This window comes from Oricola thermophila, from assembly GCF_013358405.1.
Lineage (GTDB): Bacteria > Pseudomonadota > Alphaproteobacteria > Rhizobiales > Rhizobiaceae > Oricola > Oricola thermophila.
In genome coordinates, this window is sequence record NZ_CP054836.1 from 1,592,339 (window position 1) to 1,617,765 (window position 25,427).

The 25,427-nt window shown below is 66.4% G+C and carries 20 protein-coding genes; 11 read left to right on the top strand and 9 right to left on the bottom strand.

Annotated elements, in window-relative coordinates:
- Positions 1-47: 47 nt before the first annotated feature.
- Genes HTY61_RS07755 through HTY61_RS07765 form a run of 3 tightly spaced genes read left to right on the top strand, consistent with a single transcriptional unit; the run spans position 48 to position 2,979 of the window.
- Positions 48-1,040 carry a tripartite tricarboxylate transporter substrate binding protein gene (locus tag HTY61_RS07755; RefSeq protein WP_210268626.1) on the top strand — a complete coding sequence of 331 codons (993 nt, stop codon included), beginning with the start codon at positions 48-50 and terminating at the stop codon, positions 1,038-1,040.
- Position 1,041: 1 nt separating this feature from the next.
- Entirely contained in the window at positions 1,042-1,497 is a 456-nt protein-coding gene (locus HTY61_RS07760) for a hypothetical protein (protein ID WP_175276251.1), read from the top strand.
- Between the two features lie 3 nt (positions 1,498-1,500).
- Positions 1,501-2,979 carry a tripartite tricarboxylate transporter permease gene (locus tag HTY61_RS07765; protein ID WP_175276252.1) on the top strand — a complete coding sequence of 493 codons (1,479 nt, stop codon included), beginning with the start codon at positions 1,501-1,503 and terminating at the stop codon, positions 2,977-2,979.
- Here HTY61_RS07765 and HTY61_RS07770 read toward each other — a convergent pair.
- Positions 2,963-3,880 carry a LysR family transcriptional regulator gene (locus HTY61_RS07770; protein ID WP_175276253.1) on the bottom strand — a complete coding sequence of 306 codons (918 nt, stop codon included), beginning with the start codon at positions 3,878-3,880 and terminating at the stop codon, positions 2,963-2,965. The genes HTY61_RS07765 and HTY61_RS07770 overlap by 17 nt on opposite strands.
- Positions 3,881-3,954: 74 nt before the next feature.
- Between HTY61_RS07770 and HTY61_RS07775 the strand changes: the two genes are divergently transcribed.
- Positions 3,955-4,737: a LamB/YcsF family protein gene (locus HTY61_RS07775; RefSeq protein ID WP_175276254.1), complete on the top strand. Its 783-nt coding sequence runs from the start codon at positions 3,955-3,957 to the stop codon at positions 4,735-4,737.
- A gap of 10 nt (positions 4,738-4,747) precedes the next feature.
- Here HTY61_RS07775 and parC read toward each other — a convergent pair whose 3' ends face one another.
- Complete coding sequence (gene parC, locus HTY61_RS07780) at positions 4,748-7,030, bottom strand: DNA topoisomerase IV subunit A (RefSeq protein WP_175276255.1); 2,283 nt, start codon at positions 7,028-7,030, stop codon at positions 4,748-4,750.
- A gap of 183 nt (positions 7,031-7,213) precedes the next feature.
- On the opposite strand from parC, the gene HTY61_RS07785 reads away from it, so the two are divergent.
- Positions 7,214-8,602, top strand: coding sequence for a putative bifunctional diguanylate cyclase/phosphodiesterase (locus tag HTY61_RS07785; RefSeq protein WP_246272962.1), 1,389 nt, complete (start codon positions 7,214-7,216; stop codon positions 8,600-8,602).
- Here HTY61_RS07785 and galE read toward each other — a convergent pair.
- Entirely contained in the window at positions 8,595-9,602 is a 1,008-nt protein-coding gene (gene galE / locus HTY61_RS07790; RefSeq protein WP_175276256.1) for a UDP-glucose 4-epimerase GalE, read from the bottom strand. The genes HTY61_RS07785 and galE overlap by 8 nt on opposite strands.
- A gap of 107 nt (positions 9,603-9,709) precedes the next feature.
- Between galE and alc the strand changes: the two genes are divergently transcribed.
- Positions 9,710-10,729, top strand: coding sequence for an allantoicase (gene alc, locus HTY61_RS07795; protein ID WP_175276257.1), 1,020 nt, complete (start codon positions 9,710-9,712; stop codon positions 10,727-10,729).
- A gap of 9 nt (positions 10,730-10,738) precedes the next feature.
- On the opposite strand, the gene HTY61_RS07800 is transcribed toward alc, so the two are convergent.
- Positions 10,739-11,929: a pyridoxal phosphate-dependent aminotransferase gene (locus HTY61_RS07800; protein WP_175276258.1), complete on the bottom strand. Its 1,191-nt coding sequence runs from the start codon at positions 11,927-11,929 to the stop codon at positions 10,739-10,741.
- A 70-nt stretch (positions 11,930-11,999) separates the two neighbouring features.
- Positions 12,000-12,413 carry a large conductance mechanosensitive channel protein MscL gene (gene mscL, locus HTY61_RS07805; protein ID WP_175276259.1) on the bottom strand — a complete coding sequence of 138 codons (414 nt, stop codon included), beginning with the start codon at positions 12,411-12,413 and terminating at the stop codon, positions 12,000-12,002.
- A gap of 172 nt (positions 12,414-12,585) precedes the next feature.
- Here mscL and HTY61_RS07810 point away from each other — a divergent pair, with 172 nt between their 5' ends.
- A complete protein-coding gene (locus tag HTY61_RS07810) occupies positions 12,586-16,095 on the top strand; it encodes a NahK/ErcS family hybrid sensor histidine kinase/response regulator (RefSeq protein WP_175276260.1) in 3,510 nt (1,169 codons plus the stop codon).
- A 6-nt stretch (positions 16,096-16,101) separates the two neighbouring features.
- On the opposite strand, the gene HTY61_RS07815 is transcribed toward HTY61_RS07810, so the two are convergent.
- Positions 16,102-16,770, bottom strand: a complete 669-nt coding sequence (locus tag HTY61_RS07815; RefSeq protein ID WP_428978283.1) for a response regulator — start codon at positions 16,768-16,770, stop codon at positions 16,102-16,104.
- Between the two features lie 227 nt (positions 16,771-16,997).
- Between HTY61_RS07815 and HTY61_RS07820 the strand changes: the two genes are divergently transcribed.
- Positions 16,998-17,987, top strand: a complete 990-nt coding sequence (locus tag HTY61_RS07820; protein WP_175276261.1) for an alpha/beta hydrolase — start codon at positions 16,998-17,000, stop codon at positions 17,985-17,987.
- On the opposite strand, the gene HTY61_RS07825 is transcribed toward HTY61_RS07820, so the two are convergent.
- The 3 genes from HTY61_RS07825 to HTY61_RS07835 form a co-directional block, all read right to left on the bottom strand.
- Entirely contained in the window at positions 17,977-18,471 is a 495-nt protein-coding gene (locus HTY61_RS07825; RefSeq protein WP_175276262.1) for a lytic transglycosylase domain-containing protein, read from the bottom strand. The two genes, HTY61_RS07820 and HTY61_RS07825, sit on opposite strands and share 11 nt — an antisense overlap.
- A gap of 141 nt (positions 18,472-18,612) precedes the next feature.
- A complete protein-coding gene (locus tag HTY61_RS07830; protein ID WP_175276263.1) occupies positions 18,613-19,380 on the bottom strand; it encodes an N-acetylmuramoyl-L-alanine amidase in 768 nt (255 codons plus the stop codon).
- A complete protein-coding gene (locus HTY61_RS07835; protein WP_175276264.1) occupies positions 19,377-20,087 on the bottom strand; it encodes a J domain-containing protein in 711 nt (236 codons plus the stop codon). Before HTY61_RS07835 ends, HTY61_RS07830 begins: the two co-directional genes overlap by 4 nt.
- A gap of 98 nt (positions 20,088-20,185) precedes the next feature.
- Here HTY61_RS07835 and HTY61_RS07840 point away from each other — a divergent pair, with 98 nt between their 5' ends.
- From HTY61_RS07840 to HTY61_RS07850, 3 genes are all read left to right on the top strand, one after another.
- On the top strand, positions 20,186-21,070 hold the full coding sequence (locus HTY61_RS07840) for a DMT family transporter (RefSeq protein WP_175276265.1): 885 nt from the start codon (positions 20,186-20,188) through the stop codon (positions 21,068-21,070).
- A gap of 72 nt (positions 21,071-21,142) precedes the next feature.
- A complete protein-coding gene (locus HTY61_RS07845; protein WP_175276266.1) occupies positions 21,143-24,790 on the top strand; it encodes a hydantoinase B/oxoprolinase family protein in 3,648 nt (1,215 codons plus the stop codon).
- Positions 24,787-25,314: a cupin domain-containing protein gene (locus HTY61_RS07850; protein WP_197945380.1), complete on the top strand. Its 528-nt coding sequence runs from the start codon at positions 24,787-24,789 to the stop codon at positions 25,312-25,314. Before HTY61_RS07845 ends, HTY61_RS07850 begins: the two co-directional genes overlap by 4 nt.
- Positions 25,315-25,427: the final 113 nt, after the last annotated feature.

The following is a 25,427-nucleotide window of genomic DNA, read 5'->3' on the forward strand; positions in this document are numbered from 1 at the left end:
GCGCATGAATATGGCTGCGCATAATGCATTGGACAGCATAGATCGGGATGCTCCAAGGTTACGCGGTACGAGACCTGCAGCTTGCGATGACCAAGGAGAACCCGATGAAACTCTCGCTTTTCAACATGGTGGCCGGGATCGGCGCCGCCCTGATCGCCTCCTCCGGGGCGGCGGTAGCCGAGTATCCCGAGAAGGAAGTCACCATCACCGTCGGGTTCGGCCCGGGCGGCGGTGTCGACACGATCACCCGCGCGGCGGCCGACGCGCTATCGACGGCGCTCGGTCAGTCCCTCGTGGTCGAGAACCAGCCCGGCGCGGGCGGCGGACTGGCACTGACGGCGCTGATGTCCAAGCCGGCCGACGGCTACAACCTGGCGGCGGCGATCACCACGACCGTGTCGTTCGACCCGCACACGTCCGACCTCGCCTACAATATCGACAATTTCGACTATATCGGCGCGTTCGGCGTCTTCCCCGAGGCGATCGTCGCCCTGCCGGCCAAGGGCTGGAAGGACTTCTCGGACGTCATCGCCGCGGCCAAGGAAAGCGACAGCGGCCTGACATACGCCTCCACCACCTCGCTCGACCGCGTCGTCATGGCGGCGATCGCCGAGCAGGAAGGCGTGATGCTGAAGCCGGTTCCGACCAAGGGCGGCGCCGAAGCGGTCGCGCAGACGCTCGGCGGCCATGTCGATTTCGCCTACAGCTCCGGCACCTACTACGCCCAGGCGAAGGCGGGCGAACTGGCCGTAATGGCCGGCCTCGGCACCAACCCGATCCCCGGCTTCGAGGACGTGCCGACGCTCACCAGCCTCGGCTACGACATGTCGAGCGTGAACATGGTGATCTATGCCGCGCCCGCCGGACTGCCGGACGACGTCAAGGCCAAGCTGGTCGAGGCCTTCGAGGCCGCAGCCAAGTCCGACAAGGTCCTCGAGGTGCTGGCCGGCCGCAACATGGGCAGCTACATCCTGACCGGCGACGCCTTCGACGAGCAGATCCGCGCCCAGAGCGCCCAGTTCAAGGCGGCGATGAAGTAGCGTGCCGGACACCGACACACACAGGAACGAAAGACCCGGCACGAGCGCCGGGCCTTTCGTCGAATGCGGGATCATCCTGGCGCTGTGCGCGATCGCGCTGTTCCTCGTGATCCCCGCGGGCACCCGCGAAAGCGACAATTTCGGCCTGTCGCCGAGAATGCTCCCCGACGTGACCGTCATCGCAATCGCGATCTTCGCGATCGTCGGCCTGCTGACCGACCTGCGCAAGGGTGCGCCAAAGGCCGCCAAGCGCAAGGGGCTCGGCGGCGTTGCGGCCCTGATGGCGGCCACCGCGCTGGGCGTCGCCGCAATCCATTTCGCCGGCCTCACGCCGGGCGGCGCCATTCTCGTGCTGGCATGTTCGCTGGCGCTGGGCGTCCGCCAGCCGCTGCGGCTGGCGACAATGACGTGCGCAGCAGCCGCATTGCTGCTGCTGATCGACTGGTCGGGAATCTGACGCATGGACATCTTTCTCCAGGGCGCCGCCGACGCCCTTCAGCCGCATTCCGTGTTCGCGGTGATCGGCGGCATCCTGCTGGGCTACCTGGTCGGCGTCATTCCCGGACTGAGCCGGCCCGCCGCGCTCTCCGTGGCCGTGCCCATCACCTATTCCATGTCGCCCATCGCGGCGATCGCCTTCCTCGTCGGCGTGACCAAGGCCAGCGCGGCCGGCGGCGCGACCGGCGCCATCCTGCTCAACACGCCCGGCGAGCCGAGTTCCGCCGCGACCACCTTCGACGGCTACCCGCTGGCGCGCAAGGGCGAGGCGACGCGGGCACTGAAGGTGGCGCTCTACGCCTCGGTCTTCGGCGACCTGGTGGCGACCGTGGTGCTGATCCTCATGGCGGCGCCGCTGGCCAGCTTCGCGCTGAAGATGGGGCCGGTGGAAATGACCGCCGTCATGATCTTCGCCCTGACCTTCATCGCCGCGCTGTCCGGACCGTCGCTTGCGCGCGGCATGATCTCCGGCGTGTTCGGACTGTTCCTGGCGACCATCGGCCTCGACCCGGAAAGCGCGACGCCGCGCATGACCTTCGGCATGATCGAGCTGTTCGACGGCATACCGCTGATCGCGGCGACGGTGGGCATGCTGGCCTTCACCGAGATGCTGGTGCAGACGCAGCAGTTCTTCGCCCGCAAAGGCGGCGACGCGGAGGACGTCCGCTACCAGGACGAGGCCAACAAGACGCTGAGCGCGGCGGATGTCAGGCGGGTGTTTCCGGTGACGCTGCGCGCCACCGGCATCGGCATCGGCGCCGGCATCATGCCGGGCCTCGGACCGACCATCGGGGCCTTTCTCTCCTACGCGATCAACAAGCGGATGGCGCGGCCCGGCGACCAATACGGCAAGGGCGACCTGAAGGGCGTCGCGGCGACGGAAGCCGCCGACAACGCCGTGCTGCCGGCCAGCCTGATCCCGCTCTTCGCCATCGGCCTGCCGGGCAGCGTCTCGGCGGCGATCCTGGTGTCGGCCTTCATGCTGCACGGGGTGCAGCCGGGGCCGCTCGTCTTCGAGCAGCATCCGCGCCTGATCTACGGCATCTATGTCTCGATGATCGTCGCCAGCTTGGCGATGCTTGTCGTCGGCCGGGCCGGGCTGACGCTGTTCGCGCGCGCCACGCGCATCCCGCTGCAGGTGATCATTCCCTTCATCATCCTGTTCTGCGTGGTCGGCACATACCTGCAACGCGACACCGCCTTCTCGGTCGTGGTCATGCTGATGCTCGGCGGGCTGGGATTCGTGATGCAGCGCTACGGCTACTCGGTAGTGACGTTCCTGATCGGCTTCGTCATCGGGCCGCTGTTCGAACTGTCGCTGCGCCAGGCGCTGATCGTGACCAACCACTCGGTCTCGGCGGTCGGGCAGCACCCGATCGCGCTGGTGTTCCTCGCCGCCTCAGCGATTGCGCTCGGCGTGTTCCTCAGGCCTGGCCGGTGAGCCGCTCGTTGCAGACCTCGACAAGGATGTCGAGGAAGCGCGACAGGTTCCGCGGGCGGTAGCGGCGCGGGTTCCACAGGGCCGACACCTCGGCCGAAGTCTGGCACAGGCCGGAACGGATGCGCACCGCATGGCCGAAGGGCGGGATATCCTGCGCCGACGAGGAGACGATGGCGACGCCGTGACCGTCGCGGGCCAGCGCGGCGAGCGTGTGGGTGCTCTCGCTTTCCAGCACGACGCGCGGGCGGATGCCGTGCGCGGCCACGGTCTGCTCGAACAGGTGCCGGGTCAGAAAGCCGTTGCGCATCACCAGCATCGGCTCGTCGGCGATGTCGTCGATGGTGATGGCGGAGCGGCCCTGCAGCGCGTGGCCGGGCGGCAGCACCGCATGGAGCCGGGCGTCGAAGAGCTTCTGCGCCGCCAGCACGTTGCTGATGCCGAGATTGGCGACGACGAGATGCGCCGCGCCGTGCTCGACCATCTCGACCAGCGCGTCGTTGTTGCCCTCGCCGACGACCAGATCGACATGGGGAAAATGCTCCCTGAACCGCGCCATGGCCGGCGAGACCAGCCAGGAGATCGTCTGCGGCGATGCGCCGATGCGCAGCTTGCCGCCGTTCTCCAGCTCGTTGCGGGACACCTGGTCGGCCAGATCGGCAGCGCGCTCGAGCAGCTCCGACGCCTGTATCGCGAAGTCCGCGCCCTCGGCGGTCAGCACCAGCCGCTTGCCCACCCGCTCCAGCAGGTCGACACCCAGCTTGCGCTCCAGCGCCTGGATCTGGCGGGAGAGGGCGGGCTGGCTGAGATTGACCTCGCGGGCGGCCGTGGTGATGTTCAGGCGCTCCGCGACGGCGACGAAATTCCGCAATTCCCTGAGTTCCAGCATAAGCCCGCCATCCATGCGCCCGTTGCATGAGGACGGCTATCACAAATGCATTGGACACACAAACACGCGCTCAGCAGTATGCGGCCATCATGGACACCAAGCACCGGAACATCTGCATCGATGCCGACATGGGCGAAGCCCTCGGCCCCTACAATACGGGCCAGGACGAGGCGCTCATGCCGCTGGTCACGTCGGCCAACATAGCCTGCGGATTCCACGCCGGGGACCCGCTGGTCATGGCGCGCTCCGTGGAACTGGCGCAGCAGCACGGGGTCTGCATCGGCGCCCATCCGGGCTTCGACGACCTGCGCGGTTTCGGCCGCCGCCGGATGACGATGCCGGCGCGCGAGGTGGAGTACATGGTCACCTACCAGATCGGCGCGCTGAAGGCGCTGGCCGAGGCGCGCGGCGCGAAGGTCGAATACGTCAAGCCGCACGGCGCGCTCAACAACATGGCGCACGAGGACCCGGAACTGGCCGACGCGATCGCGCGCGGCATACGCGCGGCGGGACGCGACCTGCTGTTCGTCGCGAACTGCCTGTCGGAAATGGTCGCGGCCGGCGAACGGGCCGGGCTGCAGGTGCTGCACGAGGCCTATGCGGACCGCCATTACATGCCCGACGGGCGGCTGATGCCGAGGAGCCGGGCCGACGCGGTCATCCGCGACGCCGAGGAGGCCGCCGAGCGGACATTGCGGATGCTGGAGGCGCAGGAACTCGCCGCCCTCGACGGAACCCGGCTGCCGAGCCGCATCGACACGTTCTGCATCCACGGCGACGAGCCGACGGCCATCGCCATAGCGCGCGTTATCCGCGCCCGGTGCGCGGCGATGGGCGTGATGCCGAAGACGGTGACGGAGCTGGCGGCTTAGCGGACCCGGGCTAGGAGAACCTTCCGTTGCGCGGGAAGCCCTTCGGCACCATGCGGCCGGCGGCGGCGCGCACGCCCATCCACTCCAGAAGCTCTTCCCTGCCCCGGTTGAAGTTGCGGCCCGAGGCATCCTGCCAGGTCAGTCCCTCGTCCAGGGCGAATACGCGCAGATCCGCGATGCCGCCATCCTTGTAGCGCTGCAGGCGCACGCCCTTGCCGCGGCTCATCTCGGGAACCTGCTCAAGCGGGAATACCAGCAGCTTGCGGTTCTCGCCGACGACGGCGACGTGATCGGCGGCGGCATTGCCGTCCTCGTCCACGGGCAGCGGCACGCAGAGCTTGGCCTCGTCCGGCATCTTCACGTTCATCACCTGCTTGCCCTTGCGGGTGTTGGCGACGACATCGGCCTCCGGCACCACGAAGCCGTTGCCGGCGGCGGAGGCCAGCAGCAACCTGCCCTTCGGCCGGTGGACGAAGGCCGAGACGATGTCCTGGTCGTTGTCCATGTCGACCATGATGCGGATCGGCTCGCCGTGACCGCGTCCGCCCGGCAGGCGATCACCGGTGAGAGTGTGGAACTTGCCGCCGGTGGTGAGGACGAGGATCTTGTCGGTGGTCTGGGCGTGGAAGGCCAGCTTGAGCTTGTCGCCCTCCTTGAAGGACAGCGACGAGGTATCGGCCAGATGGCCCTTCATCGCGCGGATCCAGCCCTTCTCGGAGACGACCACGGTGATCGGCTCCTTCTCGATCATCGCCTGCTGGACCGACTCCAGGTCGATCTCGACCGCCTCGGCGAAATCGGTGCGGCGGGCACCCAGCTCGGTATCCTTGGAGAACTTCTTCCTCACGTCGGCGACCTGCCAGGCAACCGTCTTCCACTGAAGCGCCTCGGAGGCCAGAAGCTTCTCGATGCCTTCCTTCTCGGCGGTCAGCTCGTCATGTTCCTTGCGGATCTCGACTTCCTCGAGCTTGTTGAGGGCGCGCAGGCGCAGGTTGAGGATGGCCTCGGCCTGGACCTCGGACAGCTCGAAACGCTCGATCAGCTTCGCCTTGGGCTCGTCCTCGAAGCGGATGATGCGGATCACCTCGTCTATGTTGAGATAGGCGATCAGGAAGCCGGCCAGCACCTCGAGGCGCTTCTCGATATTGGACAGACGGTGCCGGGAGCGGCGGAGCAGGACCTCGCGACGGTGGTCCAGCCACTCGCGCAGGACCTCGCGCAGGTTCATCACCTTCGGCACGATGCCGCCGGACAGCACGTTCATGTTCAACGGGACCCGGTTCTCGAGATCCGTCAGCTTGAACAGCGACTCCATCAGTATCTGCGGGTCGACCGTGCGCGACTTCGGCTCCAGCACGATGCGGATATCCTCGGCGCTCTCGTCGCGGATATCCTCCAGAAGCGGGATCTTGCGGGCCAGCATCAGCTCGGCCACCTTCTCGATCAGGCGCGACTTCTGCACCATGTAGGGAATCTCGGTGACGACGATCACGTAGCCGCCGCGGCCCGTATCCTCCCGGTGCCAGCGGGCGCGCACGCGGAATGCCCCGCGACCGGTGGAATAGGATTCCAGAATGGATTCCCGCGATTCGACGATGGTGCCGCCCGTGGGGAAGTCCGGCCCCGGAACGAACTCCACCAGCTTCTCGATGGATGCGTCCGGGTGATCGATGAGATGCAGCGCGGCATCGCACAGCTCGGCGGCATTGTGCGGCGGGATCGAGGTCGCCATGCCGACGGCGATGCCGGACGATCCGTTGGCCAGCAGGTTCGGGAAGGCGCCCGGAAGGACGACCGGCTCCTCGTCCTCCTCGTTGTAGGTCGGGCGGAAATCGACCGCGTCCTCGTTGATGCCCTCCAGCAGCAGCGTGGCGACCTCGGTCATGCGCGCCTCGGTATAGCGCATGGCCGCCGCGTTATCGCCGTCGATGTTGCCGAAATTGCCCTGCCCGTCGACCAGCGGATAGCGGACCGCGAAATCCTGGCTGAGACGCACCAGCGCATCGTAGATCGCCTGGTCCCCGTGCGGGTGGAACTTACCCATCACGTCACCGACGATGCGGGCGCATTTCTTGTAAGCCTGCTGCGGATCCAGCTTGAGCAGCCGCATCGCGTGCAGGATGCGCCGGTGAACCGGCTTCAGCCCGTCGCGCGCGTCGGGCAGCGCCCGGTGCATGATCGTCGACAGGGCATAGGCCAGATAGCGCTCCTCGAGCGCCGCCTTGAGGTCGATAGGCTCGATTTGCTTGCCGGCGCCGTCGCCGGAGCCGGGCGGAGTGACTTGCTTTGACATGGCTTCCGGTTACCCCCGAAGCCGATTCGCGGCAAGCGCGGTCGGCGATTCGGGCGCCGCATTCCCCGGTTTTCGGCACATTCGCGCCCTCCACGGGAATTTCAATTGCACACGGACCGGCAAACCATCCGTTAACGCAAAGATGCTACGCGGATGTGTACATTCGTCTAAAGGGTAACGTGAATGACCTATGCTGGCTCCGGCCTTGGTCTGCTCCCGGATGAACGGATCGACCTGTCCGAACGGATCATCCGGAACGAGGAAGACAACGGCAAGACCATGACCGATCCGGTGACAGGACTTGGCAACCTGCGCCGGATGAAGGTCAAGACCGAGAAGCTGATCGCAAGCCGCGCGGACGATCCAGCGCCCTTCACTGTCGGCGTGTTCGACATCGACCGGTTCCGCCCGGTCAACGACCTGTTCGGCCGCAAGGCCGGCGACGAGATCCTGTGCCAGGTTGCGCTTCGCATCTCCGCAGCCCTGCCGGAGGACGCGACGCTGGTACGCATCACGGGCGATACATTCGGCATGGTGCTGCCGACCTGCTTTTTCGAGAAGGACGCCGACCGGATGGGCCGCCTGCTCAGCGAGGTGTTCGCCGCCCCGTTCGACCTGGGCGATCGCACCGTGCGGATGTCCGCCTCATTCGGCTTCTGCCAGTATCCGTTTGCCGGAAACGGGTTCGACGAACTTTTCGACAAGTGCGAGTCCGCGCTCTACCAGGCGCGCAAGGGCGGCGTGGGCAGCGTGCAGGTATACACGCACCAAATGGCCGAGGAGATGCGCCGCCGCACGCAGATCGAGCAGGCGCTGCGCAAGGCCATCGCCGCGGAGGAGATCGAGGCACACTTCCAGCCGATCGTCGACATCCGCACGGGAGCCATCCAGGGTTTCGAATGCCTTGCACGATGGACGGACCCGGATTTGGGCCCGATCTCGCCGGGAGTGTTCATACCGCTCGCCGAGCAGGCGAACATCATCGACTCGTTGACGAAGCTGCTGTTCGTCAAGGCGCTGGAGACCGCCAAGGCCTGGCCCAGCGACGTGTTCCTGTCCTTCAACCTGTCGTCGCTGCAGCTCATGGACCCGATGACCGGCCTTGCCGTCCTGGCGATGCTCTCGAAGTCGGATTTCAACCCGCGGCGCGTCGAGATCGAGATCACCGAGACAGGCATCATGTCCGACCCGGAAACGGCGCAGCGCATCATCGACGAAATGCGCGCCGTGGGCATAAAAGTCCTGCTCGACGACTTCGGCACCGGCCAGTCGAGCCTCGGCCGCCTGCGCGACTTCTCCTTCGACAAGCTGAAGATCGACCGGTCCTTCGTTTCCTCGCTCGGCGAGGATCCGCAAGCCGAACACATCATCTCGGCGATCCTGTACATGTGCAAGGCGCTGAAGCTCGACGTGATCGCGGAAGGCATCGAGACGGCCGAACAGGCCGAAAAGCTCGTGGAACTGGGCTGCACGACCGGCCAGGGATTCCATTTCGGCCGGCCGGCCGACGCGCAGACCACGCTGAGCTATTTCCGCGACGCGGCGCCGCAAAGCACCGCGCCCCTTATCTGACGGGCGACCGGGCCGGGCTGTTCAGCCGGCCCAGTTTTTCCTCCCAGGCCAGCGCCGAGGACACGATCCGCTCCAGATCGTCATGCTCCGGTTGCCAGCCGAACTCGGCACGCGCCCGTCCGGGGTTCGCGACGACAGCGACGGCATCGCCGGGCCGACGCGCGCCATAGCTGACGGGAAGCGGCCGACCGGTGACTTTCTGCACGCAATCGAGCACCTCCAGCACCGAGTAGCCACGGCCATAGCCGCAATTGGCGACGATGCTTCCGCCGCCGGAACGCAGGCGCTTCAGAGCCAGCAGGTGGGCGTTGGCGAGATCCGTGACGTGGATGTAGTCGCGGATGCAGGTGCCGTCGGGCGTCGGGTAATCGGTGCCGAACACCTCGATACCGTCCCGCTTGCCGAGCGCGGCCTCGCAGGCGACCTTGATGAGATGGGTCGCGCCCTTCGTCGACTGCCCGGTGCGCCCCTTCGGGTCGGCACCGGCGACGTTGAAATAGCGCAGCGCGGTGTAGGCGAAGTCATGCGCCTTCGCGACATCGCGCAGGATGATCTCGGTCATCAGCTTGGACATGCCGTAGGGCGAGTCCGGGTTCTGCGGCTGCTCCTCGGTGACCGGCTCGTCGCCGACCGAACCATAGACGGCGGCGGTGGAGGAGAAGATGAAATGGCGCACGCCGGTGGCGACCGCCGCGGCGATCAGCGTGCGGGAATTGGCGGTGTTGTTCTCGTAGTAGGAAAGCGGATCGGCGACCGATTCCGGCACCACGACGGAACCGGCGAAGTGGATGATGGAATCGATGCCATGCTCGCGGATGATCTCCTCCACGCGCTCCCGGTCGGCGATGTCGGCGACGACCAGCTTCGCGTCGGGCGCCACGGCCCAGTCGAACCCTGTCGACAGGCGGTCGATCACCACGACCTCCTCGCCCGCCTCCAGCAGCGTCCAGACCATGTGGCTGCCGATATAACCTGCTCCGCCGGTGACAAGTACCGCCATTCGAACCGCTCCTTCTATGCGTCCCTGCCCCGCCATGCTAATTGCACGCAACAGGCTGCCGGACCATCCCCGGCGCAGGAAACGTAACCGCCAAGGCTTAATACTCGATGGACAACACCATGGATGCACGGCCCGAATTCGCCACCCGCTACCCGAATCTCGCCTCCGCCGGCCTCGGCGCCTCGATCGTCTCGGTAACCGACGACTTCTTCGCCGAGGCGCCGCGCATGCTCGCCGACAGCGATCCGGTCTTCATTCCCGACAAGTACGACGACAACGGCAAGTGGATGGATGGCTGGGAATCGCGGCGCAAGCGCGGGTCCGGCCATGACCACGCCGTCATTCGGCTTGCCGCGCCGACCGTGATCCGGGGGTTCGACGTCGACACCAGCCATTTCACCGGCAACTATCCGCCGGCCTGCTCGATCGAGGGCTGCCGGATGCCCGCCGGGAGCGATCCGGACGGCTCGACCGAATGGCACAGGCTGGTGCCGATGACACCGCTCGGTCCCGACTCGCACCACTTTCTCGGCCATGACGGCGACGAGGCCTGGACGCATCTGCGGCTCAACATCTTTCCCGACGGCGGCGTGGCCCGGCTGCGCGTCTACGGCCTCGCACGTCCGGCCGGACCGGTGGAGGGCGAGGAAACCGATCTCGCATCGCTGCTCAACGGCGCGCGGATCGTCGGCTTCTCCGACGCCCATTTCGGCAACTACCACCGGCTGCTGACGCCGACGGTGCCTCAGAACATGGGCGACGGATGGGAAACGCGCCGGCGCCGCGAGCCGGGCAACGACTGGATCATCATCGCGCTGGCCGCGCCCGGGCACATCGAGCGCGCCGTCGTCGACACCGCGTTCTTCAAGGGCAATTTCCCGGAAAGCTGCTCGATCGACGCGGCCTGCCTGCCGGACGCGCTGGCCGCGGGGCCGGATGCCGACGCGATGCTGGTGACGGCGTCGATGTTCTGGGAGCCGCTGATGGGCCGGCAGAAGCTGCAGGCCGACCGGGTGCACGAGTTTGCCGAGCTTGCCGACATCGGGCCGGTGACGCATGTGCGGCTCAACATCCACCCCGACGGCGGAGTCAGCCGGTTCAAGCTGTTCGGCCGCGTGGCCAAGTAGCGGGCCTGTTCAGCCGCGGCGGCCGATATACTCCGCCAGCCGCCCGACCGCGGTCCCGACCTGTCCGAGATCGCGGTTGAAGCATAGCCGGAAGTACCCCTCGCCCGCCGGGCCGAAGGCGCTGCCCGGCGCGAGCCCCACCCCGGTCTCGTCGACGATGCGCTTCGCCTCGGCCATGGTGTCCGAGATGCCGTCGACCGCGAAGAAGAGGTAGAAGGCGCCCTGGGGGCGTGCCACGCGGACGCGCCCCGTCGACCGGAGGCCGTCGAGCACCACGGAAAGCGCCGTGCCGGCGCGCTCGCGCTGCGAGGCGATGAAGCCGTCGCCTTGATCGAGCGCCGCGACGGCGCCGCGCTGCAGGAACTGCGGCACGCCCGAGGTCGAGTACTGGACCAGGTTCTCGAACATCGGCATCAGCGCCGCGGGCGCCTTGATCCAGCCGACCCGCCAGCCGGTCATTGCCCAGTTCTTGGAAAAGGAATTGACGTAGAGTATGCGGTCATCCTCCCGCGCCACGTCGAGGAAGGACGGCGCGCGGTGGCCATCGCCGTACCAGAACAGCGCGTAGATCTCGTCGGCGATGATCCAGATGCCGTGGCGGCGGGCGATGTCGAGGATGGCGGCCAGGGTCTCGCGCGAGGCGGCCCAGCCGGTCGGGTTCGACGGCGTGTTGACGAACAGCGCCTTCGTGCGCGGCGTGATCGCCGCTTCCAGCCTCGCAAGGTCGAGCGTCCAGCCGTCTGCCCCGAAATCGAGCCCGACGGGCACCGCCCGGCCGCCGGCGATCTCGACAGCGGCGGCGATGTTGGGCCAGGCCGGCGCGAGATAGACACACTCGTCGCCCGCGCCGGCAACGGCCTGAAGCGAGAGCTGGATCGCCTGCATGCCGGAACCGGTGACGACATAGTCCGCCAAGCCGGACTCTATGCCGAACTGGCGCCGGTAGTAGCGGGCCAGGGCCTCCCGCAGTTCGGGAATGCCCTGCTGCCACGTGTAGAAGGTCTCGCCGCCCAGCATTGCCTCGGCCGCGGGCCGGGCAATGAATTCCGGCGTCGGCCGGTCGCCCTCGCCCACCCACAGCGGAATCACGCCCTCGCGCGTGCGGGCATGATCGACAACGGCGACGATGCCGCTCGGCGGCGCCTCCACCGCCTCCCGGCGCAGGGCGAAACCGTCGAGCGACGCAGCGAACACGTTCATGGCAAATCCCCGTAGAAAAAAGAAAACCCCGGCGCCCGGCCGGGGTTTCCATCGCAACCTTGCAGGCTGTCTACTTCTTCAACAGATCGCGGATTTCCGTCAACAGGGCAACATCGGCCGGCGGCGCGGCCGGCGCTTCCGGCGCCGGCTCTTCCTTGCGGCGCATGTTGTTCACCGCCTTGACCATCAGGAAGATGACCCAGGCAAGAATCAGGAAGTTGATGACCTGCGTGATGAAGTTGCCGTAGGCGAGTACCGCGCCCTGCTCCCTCGCCGCCTCGAGCGTCGTGGCGGTAACACCGGACGCAAGCGGAATGAAGTAATTCGCGAAATCGAAACCGCCGAAAATTGCTCCCACGATGGGCATGATGACATCGTCGGTCAGGGACGAGACTATCGCCCCGAAGGCCCCGCCGATAATCACGCCGACGGCAAGGTCCATGACATTGCCTTTAGCGATAAATTCCTTGAATTCGTTGAGCATGAACTTTCCTCCGCCGTGCCCGTTGCGCAAATACCCGCCAACCACATGGCGTTACGGAAGTTCTACTTGAAAGCTTCCGCAATGTTAACTCCCGATAAATCGTTTTAAACAGCAAGATGTTGGACAGGCCGTCCGACGTTTGCTTGAATGATGCCGTCGCACGGGAGGAGACATGCAAGGCGGCCTCATCATCATCGTCGCGCTGGGCTACCTGGCCCTGCTGTTCGCCGTCGCGGCCTATGGCGACCGCAAGGCGCATGGCGGCGCGTACAACGTGCCGCGCCCGAACATCTACGCGCTCAGCCTCGCCGTCTACTGCACCTCATGGACCTTCTTCGGTTCGGTCGGCGTCGCCTCGCACAGCGGCATGCTGTTCTTCACGATCTATCTCGGCCCGATCCTCGTCTTCACCTTCGGCTACCGGCTGGTCGAGCGCATGGTGCTGCTGTCCAAGGCGGAAAAGATCACCTCGATCGCCGACTTCATGGCCTCGCGCTACGGCAAGAACGCATGGGTGGCGGCGCTTGCCGCGGTCATCGCCGTGATCGGCACCCTGCCCTACATCGCCCTGCAGCTGAAGGCGATATCGGACTCGGTGACGCTGATGGCCAACCACTACGGCATGTTCGTCGCGGACCAGCACGCCTTCCGCATCGACATCTCGCTGGTCGTGGCGCTCACGCTCAGCGCCTTCGCCATCCTGTTCGGCACGCGCCACGCGGATGCCACGGAGCACCAGGACGGGCTGATCCTCGCCGTCGCGCTGGAGTCGCTGGTCAAGATCACCGTGTTCCTGGTCGTCGGCAGCGCGGTGGTGTTCTTCATGTTCGGCGGTCCCGGCCCGATCCTCGAGGCGATGCGCAGCAACGAGCAGGTCCTCGGCGCGCTGAAGAACGGCAGCAATCCCGCGACATGGCTGGTGATGACGCTGCTCAGCGCATCGGCGATCCTCGCGCTGCCGCGCCAGTTCCACGTGACGGTGGTGGAAAACCGGGCGGAAGTGGAACTGCGCAGGGCGCGCTGGACCTTCCCGCTCTACCTGGTCGTCATCAACCTGCTGGTGCTCCCGATCACGGTGGCCGGCATGCTGTACCTGGATCCCGACGTCGCCGCCGATTCCTACGTGCTCGCCCTGCCGCTCTCGGCCGGACACGATATCCTCGCCTTCCTGACCTTCACCGGCGGACTGTCGGCGGCGACCGCGATGGTGATCGTCGCCTCGGTCGCGCTCGCGGTGATGATCTCCAACGACCTCGTGATCCCGCTGTCGCTGTGGATGTTCGGCAGCCGGCTGCGCACCAGTTTCGGCGACTGGACCCGGGTGATCCTCAACATCCGCCGCGTCGCCATCTTCATCATGCTGGTCGCCGCCTTCGCCTATTACCGCGCCGCGGCGGACACTACGCAGCTCGCCTCCATCGGGCTGTTGTCCTTCGCGGCCGTGGCGCAGTTCGCGCCGGCCCTGGTGATCGGGCTGTTCTGGCGCGGGGCGAACGCGCGCGGGGCCATCCTCGGCATGGGAACCGGGTTCGCCGTCTGGGTCTATACCCTGCTGCTGCCGACGCTGCTCAGCCCCGACACGCCGTTCATCCAGCACGGGATCTTCGGCATCGATGCGCTCAAGCCGCAGGCATTGTTCGGCATGGAGGCGGAACCGCTCAATCACGGCGTGTTCTGGAGCCTTCTGTGCAACATCGTCCTGCTGGTGGCCGGCTCGCTGTCGCGGGAGCAATCGCCGCTGGAGCGGCTGCAGGCGGTGACATTCGTGCCGCGCGACCAGGCACAGGGCGTCAAGATCCGCCGGTTCCGCACGACCATCACCATCAATGACCTCAAGGCGACGCTGAGCCGCTATGTCGGCCGGGCGCGCACCGAGCGCGCCTTCGCGGCCTTCGAGGAACGCGAGGGCCGCGTGCTCGACGGGCGGCAGACCACGGACATCGCCGTGGTGCGCTACGCCGAGCAGATCCTCGCCAGCGCTGTCGGCTCGTCCTCCGCGCGACTGGTGCTGTCGCTCCTGTTTGAGAAGGACGGCGCATCCTCGCGCGAAACCGTGCAACTGCTCGACGACGCATCCGAGGCGCTGCAGCAGAACCGCGACCTGCTGCAGATGGCGCTCAACCAGATGGACGAGGGCCTGTCGGTGTTCGACAAGAACCTGCGGCTGACCAACTGGAACACGCAGTTCCGCGCCCTTCTCGGCCTGCCCAGCAAGATGGGCCAGTTCGGCTTTCCGCTGAAGTCGATCATGGAGCGGCTGGTCGAGGACGGGCAGATCGACGAGGACACGGCGATAAGCGCGGTCGACAACATCGCCACGTTCAAGCGAGGCTGGGAATTGCCGCTGAAACGCAGTGGGCGCATCCTCGAAATCCGTTCCAACCCCATGCCGGACGGCGGCATCGTCATCACCTACACGGACATTACCGGCCGCGTGGAGGCCGACGAGGCCCTGCAGAAGGCAAAGGAAAGCCTGGAGCAACGGGTGGCGGCACGCACGGCCGAACTGACGAAGGTCAACCGGGAACTTGCCAAGGCACGGGCCCAGGCCGAGGAGGCCAACCTCAGCAAGACGCGCTTCCTGGCCGCGGCCGGCCACGACATCACCCAGCCGCTCAACGCCGCCCGGCTCTACACATCGTCGCTCGTCGAACGGACGGCGGGAAAGCGCTCGGCCGAACGCGAGATCGCGCAGAAGATCGACTCATCGCTGCAGGCGGTGGAGAACATCATCGGCGCGGTGCTCGACATCTCCCGCCTCGATGCCGGGGCGATGACGCCAAGCCCGTCCGTGTTCTCGCTCGGCGACCTGCTGGCGCAGATCAAGACCGACTTCCAGCCGCTGGCCGACGAGAAGAAGCTGGAACTCATCGTCGTACCGTCATCGATCATCGTCGAATCCGACCGCAACCTGCTGCGACGCCTGGTGCAGAACCTCGTCTCCAACGCGATCAAGTACACGGAAACCGGCAAGGTGCTGGTCGGCGTGCGCCGCAACGGCGACGACGCCGCGATCTGCGTGTGCGACACGGGTATCGGCATCTCCGCCAAGAAGGCAAAGACCGTGTTCCGCGAATTCGAGCGCCTGTCCGAGGGCGCCCGGATCGCCAGCGGCCTCGGACTCGGCCTGTCCATCGTCGACCGGATCTCGCGGGTGCTCGGCCTGACGATCGAGATGTCTTCGCGGCCGAACAAGGGCACCGTATTCTCGGTACGAATTCCGCGCTCGTCCGCCCTGGAGGTCGACAAGCCGACCCGCGTCAGCCGCCTGCCGAAGGCGCAGAAGATGCTCGCGGGCATGGTGGTCGCCTGCATCGACAACGAGGGCTCGATCCTGTCCGGCATGACCGTGCTGCTGGAAGGCTGGGGCGCCAAGGTCATCTCGGCGGCAACGCAGGCAGAACTGCTGAAAAGAATCGCCGATGCCGGCACGACACCCAAGGTCATCATCGCCGACTATCACCTCGAGGACGGCGAGAACGGTCTCGACGTCATCGCCGCCGTCAGGGCGCGGCTCGACCCGGACATGGAGGCTGTGCTGGTCACTGCGGACCGCTCGACGGAACTGCGCGCGGCCGCGACCAGCAAGGACATTCAGCTGCTCAACAAGCCGCTGAAACCCGCGGCGCTGCGCGCCCTGCTCACAAGCGTGTCGTCCGAGAAGATCGCGGCTGCGGAATAGGTGCGGTCAGTCCTGCTCGTCGCGCAGCATGTCGGCGCCGATCTTCGACAACAGGATCACCGCCTGGGTACGGCTGTCGACATCAAGCTTCTGCAACACGGCCGAAACATGCGCCTTGATGGTCGCTTCCGAAACGCCGAGCTCGTAGGCGATCTGCTTGTTCAGCAATCCCTGGCCGAGCATGCCGAGCACGCGCGCCTGCTGCGGCGTCAGCGTGCGGATGCGACGGATCAGCTCGCCGATCTCCTCGTCGTGCTCGCTGCCGAGATCCATGCCCTCGGGCAAGGCAATCTCGCCGGCCAGCACATCGGCGACTCCCTTGCGGATGGCATCCGTGCGAGCCGACTTGGAGATGAAACCGGACGCCCCGAGCTCGATTGCCCGGCGCACGGTGGATGCATCGTCCGTGCCCGATATGACGATGACCGGCACAGCCGGAAACGCGGCGCGGACCGACATCAGTGCCGAAAGACCGCTGGAGCCGGGCATCGTCAGATCGAGAAGGACGAGGTCCATGTCCGGCCGGTCCTTGAGCGCGGCCATGGCGGAACCGAAATCCCCCGCCTCGGTGATGACGGGCGGCTCGAACTCCTCGCCAAGCGGGATGCTGATGGCGGACCGGATCGCATCCCTGAACAAGGGATGGTCGTCCGCAACCAGTATGTGTACCGCCATTATTGTTCTCCCCCTTTTCGTCCGCGCGCGTCCGCGCGGGCCGGTCAATTATGACGAGGCCAGTGCCCCTGCTGTCAAGGCAGGCGCGCCCGACTTTGCCATTGCGGGCCATCTTTCATCCCCAAAGGGCACGGAATCGCGAGACAGTCCAGACCCATGGCGAAAGGCGGCATGTCATGATACGCCGCACGCGCCGATTTCAGATCCTTTTCGTGCAGGAGCGGACAATGACATTTCCAGGCACCCCGGACTGGCCCGATGCGGCGGTGTTTTCGGAAGCCGCCATCGCGCCCGAGGTCAGGGCCTTCAACGCGCAGATACTCGAAAGACTGACAAGGGCGCCCGACATCTGGAAATACCCGCTGCCGGACGTGCGCAAGGCGAGAGCGGCCGGGCGCGGCTCCTTCCCGCCATCCCCGCCCGACCCGTATGCCGAAATCCACACGGTGGCAGGCCCGGACAGCGAGATTGCGCTGAGGGTGCTGTATCCGCGCAGCCGCCCGGCACGTGGCGCCTACCTGCACTTCCACGGTGGCGGCTGGGTGATGGGCACGCCGGCGGAGAACGACAAGCGATTGCGACGGCTGGCCGAGAACACGGGACTCGTGACCGTGTCGGTGGATTACCGGCTGGCGCCGGAACACCCCTACCCGGCCGCGCCCGACGATTGCGAGGCCGCCGCGCTGTGGCTGACTTCATCGATGGGCCACGACATGCCGCGCGACTTTCTTGCCATAGGCGGCGAATCCGCCGGCGCGCACCTGGCAACGGTCACGCTGCTGCGGCTGCGCGACCGGCACGGGATGACGCCGTTCCAAGCCGCCAACCTGGTCGCCGGCTGCTACGACCTCGGCGGAACGCCATCGGTTCGCAACTGGGGACCGGACAAGCTGATCCTGTCCACGCGCGACATGCTCAAATTCGTCGAGAACTACCTGCAGCACGGCGAGGACACACGCGATCCGGACATCTCGCCGCTCTACGCCAACCTCTCCGGCCTGCCGTCGGCCCTGTTTTCCTGCGGCACGAGAGACCTGCTGATCGACGACACGATGTTCATGGCGCAGCGCTGGCGTGCCGCCGGCAACGGTATCGAGCTGGGCATCCATCCCGGCGGCTGCCACGTGTTCCAGGGTTTCGACACGCCGCAGGCCGAGGAAAGCCTCGCCCAGATGGACAGCTTCCTCAACCGGGCGATCGAGCAAACTAGTCGATGAGCTTCGCGACCTTTTCGCAATAGGCCTTCGAGACCGGATTCATGCGCTTCGCCGCGTGGCCGGCATTGTATTTCAGGATGGTGCCGCAGGTGGTGCCACCCGAAAGCTCGTAGGCCCTGGCGAGATATTTCATGCCATAGGCTATGTTGGTCTCGGGATCGTAAAGGCCCTTGGCCGATCCCTTGTATCCGACACCGCGCGCGGTCGCGAGCTTGAGCTGCATCAGGCCGATTTCGCCGGCCCGGCCGCGCGCGTCGGCGCGATAGGCGCTCTCGGTAAACACGACGGCGTGAGCGAGGTCTTCCGGCACGCCGTACTCGCTCGCATATTTGGCGATGATGTCGCCGTAGGGCTTCGCGCTCTTTCCGATCCCCGCCTTGCCGGCATAGGCAAGCGGCTCGACATCTTCATTGCCCGTGGTCTGACAGCCGGCGATGGCCAGCGAAACAAGCACAAGCGTGCCGATGGCAGCATGTCTGGACATTTCGTTCCGTTCGGTTGTTTACGACGAAACGCGCTGATCGGGGGGAAAAGTGGCGCGGTTCCGGCAATGCCGGTCAATCATTGTGTTCGACTGCAATATTTCCGTGTGGAAATAATGCGTTACCGCAGCGCAGCAAGAAGCTCAGGCCAGCCCCGGCAGGGCGGACAGAAGGCGGTGCAGCGTTTCTATGGTGGAGATGTCGGCAACGCCGTCGACCCGCTCCGGGCGGAAATGGCGCTGAAAGGCAGTCACGGCGGCGGCAGTGGTCTCGTCGAACACGCCGGTGATCGGGGCGCGATAGCCGTAGAGCGCGAGCATGGATTGCAGGGCCTCTACCGGCTGGCCGCTGTCGCCCTGCGCGAAGAAGCGGCCGCTGCCCAGCGGCACGGGCTCCGCCCAGTGGCCTATTCCCTCGGCGGCCAGCGTTCCCCACGGAAACAGCTCGCCGGGATCGCGCTTGCGTCCGGGTGCGACATCGGAATGGGCCAGCACTCGCTCCGGCGCGATGGCGTGGCGGGCGACGATGCCGCGGGCGAGCGCGATCACCGCCTCCACCTGGCTGTCCGGAAAGGCCGGCAGGCCGTAATCGTGTCCGCCATTGACGATCTCGACGCCGACGGAACGGGAATTGATGTCGGTCTCGCCCTTCCAGAAGCTTCTCCCGGCATGCCAGGCGCGTTTTTCCTCCGGCACCATCTGGACGATCCTGCCGTCCTCGTGGACGAGATAGTGGCAGGAGACCTCGCTGCGCGGATCGCACAGCCAGTCCTCCGCGGCCCCGCCGGTTTCCATGCCGGTGTAGTGCAGCAGCAGGATGTCGACGGACTTGCCGTCGCGCCTCTCGCCGAAATTGCCGGATTGCCTGATCTCTGCACCGGGATGATCCGGCGCGAATGCCGCCGTCGTCATGCGCGCTTCAACTCCGGCTCAACCGTCTCCCACGCATCGTTGATCGCGGCGATACGGTCATTGGCGATCTTGATGAACTCCTCCGGCAGGCCGCGCGCGATCAGCTGGTCCGGATGGTTCTCGCGAACGAGCTGCATGTAGCGCTTTCGCGCCTCGGCGTAGGAAACGTTCGGTTCCAGATCGAGAATGCGCCAGGGATCGCGCGCGCCCCGGTCGACATGGCGGGCGACGATGCGGTCGAAGGCAGCACCGGATATGCCGAAGATACCGGCTACATCGGCGAGGAAGTCCAGCTCCTTGCGGTGGATCACACCGTCTGCCTTCGCGATGTGGAACAGGCCGTCCAGGACGTCGATCAGCAGGGGGCAATCCTGCTCGCAGGTACCGCAGAGATCGGCGACCTGGCGCGCATAGGCGCGGTAGCCGGCAACGTCCTGCTTGGCGAGGTTGTAGAGGCTGGCGACGCGACGGGCATCCTCGGCGGGGATCTCGAAGATCTCGCGAAACGCCTCGACCTCGTCATCGGTCACGATGCCGTCCGCCTTCGCCATCTTGGCCGACAACGCAATCATGGCGATGGAGAAGGCCACGCGCCGGCGGGTCTCCGGATCGCCCGCAAAGGCCGTGCGCACAGCCTCCACCACGCCGGTCAGCGCAGTGGCCGCCTTGGCAGATACAAAATCGGAGATTCGGACCCAGATCGACATGAAAATTCCATAGCGGAACGAATCGCGATTTGTAAGGGCGGTTGCATCCGATCCGGCAGATGTGCATCTTCGCACGTCACGTCGAGTTTCCGCCCTCCATGCCGTCCAACACACGCAACATCCCGCTCGGCTACGCGCTCGGACTATTCGGGGTCGTCATCTTCGGCGGCACGCTTCCCGCAACCGTCCTCGCCCTGCCCTCATTCGGCCCGCTGTTCATCGCCAGCTCGCGCGCAGCAGCGGCAGCCCTGATAGCCGTGCTGGTGCTCGTCGTGCGGCGGCGGCGGCTGGATCGCCGCGACCTCGGCTCCGTGTTCGTGGCGGGGCTGATGGTGACGTTCGGATTTCCGGCGTTATCGTCACTCGCCATGCAGACCGTCGATGCCAGCCACGGCGGCGTGGTGCTCGGCATACTGCCCCTGGCGACAGCGGCCTTTGCGGTGCTGTTGACAGGCGAGCGGCCCGGCACGGCATTCTGGCTTTGGTCGATCGCCGGCGCGGTGCTGGTGACATGGTTCGTGCTCGGCCAGAACAACGACGGTGAACCCGGGTTCGAAAGTGGCGATTTCTGGCTTGTCGCCGCCGCATTGTCGGCGGCGTTCGGCTACGTTGTCATGGGACGGCTTTCCGACCGCATGCCGGGCTGGGAGGTGATCTGCTGGGCGCTGGTGCTCACCGCGCCGCTGAATTTCGCGCTGACCGCCTGGCTGTGGGAGGATCGCTACCTCGACCCGCAGCCGGTCGCCGCGCTGGCGCTCGGCTACCATGCCCTGTTCTCGATGTTTCTCGGCTTCTTTTTCTGGAACGCCGGACTGGCGCTGGGCGGGATCGCGCGGATCGGCCAGGTGCAATTGCTGCAGGTGTTCGTCACGGTCGCACTGTCGGCGGCACTGCTGGACGAGACGATCACGGCGCGTACCGTGCTGTTCGCTGCAGCTGTCGCCGCAACGGTGTGGTTGGGGCGCAAGGCGCGCGCCGCGTAGCACCCCGTTGCGCAAGGGTTGCCCGCGCCGAAAATCTCCTCCACAAAACCGCGACCAAACGGGGAGCAATACATGACAGGCAAATGGGATTTCTGGATCGACCGCGGAGGCACCTTCACCGACGTACTGGGCGTCGATCCGTCAGGCAACATCCATCCCCACAAGCTGCTGTCGGAGAACCCCGAAGCCTACCGGGACGCGGCCGTGCAGGGCATCCGCGACCTGCTCGGCGTACCCAATGGCGAGCCCGTACCGACGGAGCGCATCGGCACGGTGCGCATGGGCACGACGGTCGCGACCAACGCGCTGCTGGAGCGCAAGGGCGACCGTACGCTGCTGCTGATCACGAGGGGATTTCGCGACGCGCTGAGGATCGCCTACCAGGCGCGGCCGGACATCTTCGCCAAGGAAATCATCCTGCCGGAACTGCTCTACGAGCGGGTTATCGAGGTGCCCGAGCGCGTGCTCGCAGACGGAACGGTCGAACTGCCGATTGACCTGTCGGCCATCGAGCCGGAGATGCGCGCGGCTTTCGACGGCGGCATCAGGGCGGTCGCCATCGCCTTCATGCATGCATGGGCGCATCCGGCGCACGAACGGGCCGCGGAAGAACTGGCGGGAACCATAGGCTTCACGCAGATATCGGTCAGCCACAAGGTCTCGCCGCTGGCCAAGCTGGTCGGGCGCGGGGACACGACGGTGGTGGACGCCTACCTGTCGCCGATCCTGCGACGCTACGTCGAGCAGGTGGCCGAGGAACTCGGCGTCACCGAGGCGACCGAAGGCACCCGGCTGCAGTTCATGATGTCGTCGGGCGGGCTGACGGCGGCCGAACTGTTCCAGGGCAAGGACGCGATCCTGTCGGGTCCCGCCGGCGGCGTGGTCGGCATGGTCGAAACCGCCAAGGCGGAAGGCTTTTCCGACGTGATCGGCTTCGACATGGGCGGCACATCGACCGACGTGGCGCACTATGCGGGCGCCTACGAGCGCGCCTTCGACACGGAAGTGGCCGGCGTGCGCATCCGCGCGCCGATGATGCGCATTCACACGGTGGCCGCCGGTGGCGGCTCTATCCTGCATTACGAGGCGGGACGCTTCCAGGTCGGGCCGGACTCGGCGGGCGCCAATCCCGGGCCGGCGGCCTACCGGCGCGGCGGGCCGCTGACGGTGACCGACGCCAACGTGATGACGGGCAAGCTCGACCCGGCCCATTTCCCGGCGATCTTCGGCCAGAACCAGGACCAGCCCCTGGACGCCGACACGGTGCGCGCGAAATTCTCCGAACTGGCGGAAAAGGTCGGCGACGGGCGCACGCCAGAGGAAGTCGCGGAAGGCTTCATCACCATCGCGGTGGAAAACATGGCCAACGCGATCAAGAAGATCTCGGTGCAGCGCGGCTATGACGTGACCGGCTACGCACTCAACTGCTTCGGCGGCGCGGGCGGGCAGCATGCCTGCCTCGTGGCCGACGCGCTCGGCATGAAGGCGGTGCTGATCCATCCCTATTCCGGCCTGCTGTCCGCCTACGGCATCGGGCTGTCGAAAACCCATGCCTCGCGCCAGCACGCGCTGGTGGCACCGCTGGCGGAGGAAAGCCGGGAAGCCATCGACGGGCTGATCGCGGAACTGGCGGCCGAGGCTGCCGGGGAACTGGAGCGGCAGGGCATCACGAGGGACAGGGTGGAGACCCGGCCGGTGCTGCACATCCGTTACGACGGCACAGACACGACCATCGAGGTTCCCCTGGACGGCAACGACATTGGACGGGCGGCCAGGGATTTCGAGGCGGCGCACCTGGCCCAGTTCGGTTTCACGGACCCGTCTCGCGGCCTGGTCGTCGAGGCGGTCGGCGTGGAAGCCTCAGAGAAGACACCGGAACATTTCGAGGCCGGCAGCGACGACCGGCAGGAGCCGGTCGACCGCGAACCCGACGCCGTCCGGAAGGTCTTCACTGGCGGCGAATGGCGGGAGGCGGGCCTGTTCCTGCGCAAGGCGGATGCCGACGCCCCGCTCGGCCCCGGCGACCGGGTGAAGGGCCCGGCGATCATCGTGGAGGACAACCAGACCATCGTCGTGGAACCCGGCTGGCAGGCGGTGGTGACCGGCCACAACCAGATCCTGATGACGCGCTTCGTCGAGAAGGAGCGCACCGCGCCGATCGGTACCCATGCAGACCCGGTCATGCTGGAGGTTTTCAACAACCTGTTCATGTCGATCGCCGAGCAGATGGGCGTGACGCTGCAGAACACCGCGTCCTCGGTGAACATCAAGGAGCGGCTCGATTTCTCCTGCGCCGTGTTCGACCACACCGGCGCGCTGGTCGCCAACGCGCCGCACATGCCGGTGCACCTCGGTTCCATGGACCGGTCGGTGGAATCGATCATCCGCCAGAACCCGGAGATGAAGCCGGGCGACGTCTACGCGCTGAACGCTCCCTACAATGGCGGCACCCACCTGCCCGACATCACGGTAGTGACGCCGGTCTTCGACGAGGCGGGCAAGGAGATCCTGTTCTTCGTCGCCTCGCGCGGCCACCATGCCGACGTGGGCGGCATGGCGCCGGGATCGGCAACGCCGCGCGCCACCCATGTCGACGAGGAAGGCGTGCTGATCGACAATTTCAAGCTGGTCGAGAACGGGCGGCTGCGGGAGAAGGAATTCATCGACCTGCTGACGAACCACCCGTGGCCGGCGCGCAACCCGCAACAGAACCTCGCCGACATGCGCGCCCAGATCGCCGCCAACGAGAAGGGCGTGGCGGAACTGCGCAAGATGGTGGCCCATTTCACCCTGCCGGTGGTGCGGGCCTACATGAACCACGTGCAGGACAATGCCGAGGAAAGCGTGCGTCGGGTGATCGACGCGCTGAGCGACTGCGAGGCGGAATACCCGACCGACAACGGCCAGGTCATCAGGGTCAAGATCACGGTCGACAAGGCGAAGCGCGAGGCGACGGTCGACTTCACCGGCACGTCGCCGATGGAGAAGAACAACTTCAACGCGCCGGAGCCGGTGGCGCGCGCCGCCGTTCTCTACGTGTTCCGGCTGATGGTGGAAGGCAACATCCCGATGAATGCGGGCTGCCTGCGCCCGATCAACATCGTGATCCCGGATGGCTGCATGCTGAAGCCCAGCTATCCGGCCGCCGTCGTCGCCGGCAACACCGAGACGAGCCAGCACGTCACCAACTGCCTGCTCTACGCGCTCGGCGCGCTGGCCAACGCCCAGGGCACGATGAACAACCTGACCTACGGCAATGCGCGATACCAGAACTACGAGACCATCTGCTCGGGTTCACCGGCGGGGCGGATGAACTCGGGCCGCGGATTCGCCGGCGCATCGGGCGTGCACACGCACATGACCAACACGCGCATGACCGACCCGGAAATCCTGGAGATGCGCTACCCCATCGTGGTCGAGGAATTCTCGATACGCGACGGGTCGGGTGGCGGCGGCAAGTTCCGCGGCGGAGACGGCACGCGGCGCGTGCTGCGCTTCATGGAAGACATGGAATGCGCGATCCTGTCATCGCACCGGGTCAACCCTCCGAAAGGGCTGGCCGGCGGCGGAGACGGGGAATGCGGCAGGACGGAAATCCGCCGCCTCGACGGCACGCTGGAGACGCTGAAGCATTGCGACCAGACAAGCGTGAAGGCCGGCGAGGCCGTGATCGTCACCACGCCGACGCCGGGGGGATACCTGGAGGACGAGACATCGTGACCGGCAGGCTGCAACCCGTGCCGCGCGATCGCGTCGGCATCCGCAGGCTCTCGGCCCCGCGGGGCGACGCGATCCCGAACAACGATCGCTACCCGGCGCTTGTCTATCCCGGCGTTCTGGGCGGGGCGAACGCCCCCGCCGACATCCACGCGCTCTACGCGCGGAACGGCTGGGGCGGCGGCTGGACTTGGGAGGTCTTCCCCTTTCACCATTTCCACCCGGACGCCTTCGAGGCGCTGGCGGTTGCCAGCGGCAGCGCCAGGCTGATGCTCGGCGGCCCACAAGGCGAGGAAATCGATGTGCAGGCCGGCGACGTCATCGTGCTGCCACCCGGATACGGGCACCGGCTGATCGAAAAACGGGACGGATTTGCCGTTTGCGGCGCCTACCCGGCCGGACAGGAAGACTACACGACCCTGCGGGACAGCGACGGGTATGACGATGACGTGCTGGCGGAAATGCGCAGGGTGCCGCCTCCGGAAAGGGACCCGATCCACGGCCTGCCCTACGCGGAAACCGCCTGAACCGGGCGCCGGCGAGGCGTTGAGGGTCGCGCACCTGCCGGGCGCCTCCGCACTTCCGCCGCATTTGCCCCGGAAAAGCCGGGAAAGCCGCCCGCCGGGCGAGAAGCGTTCGA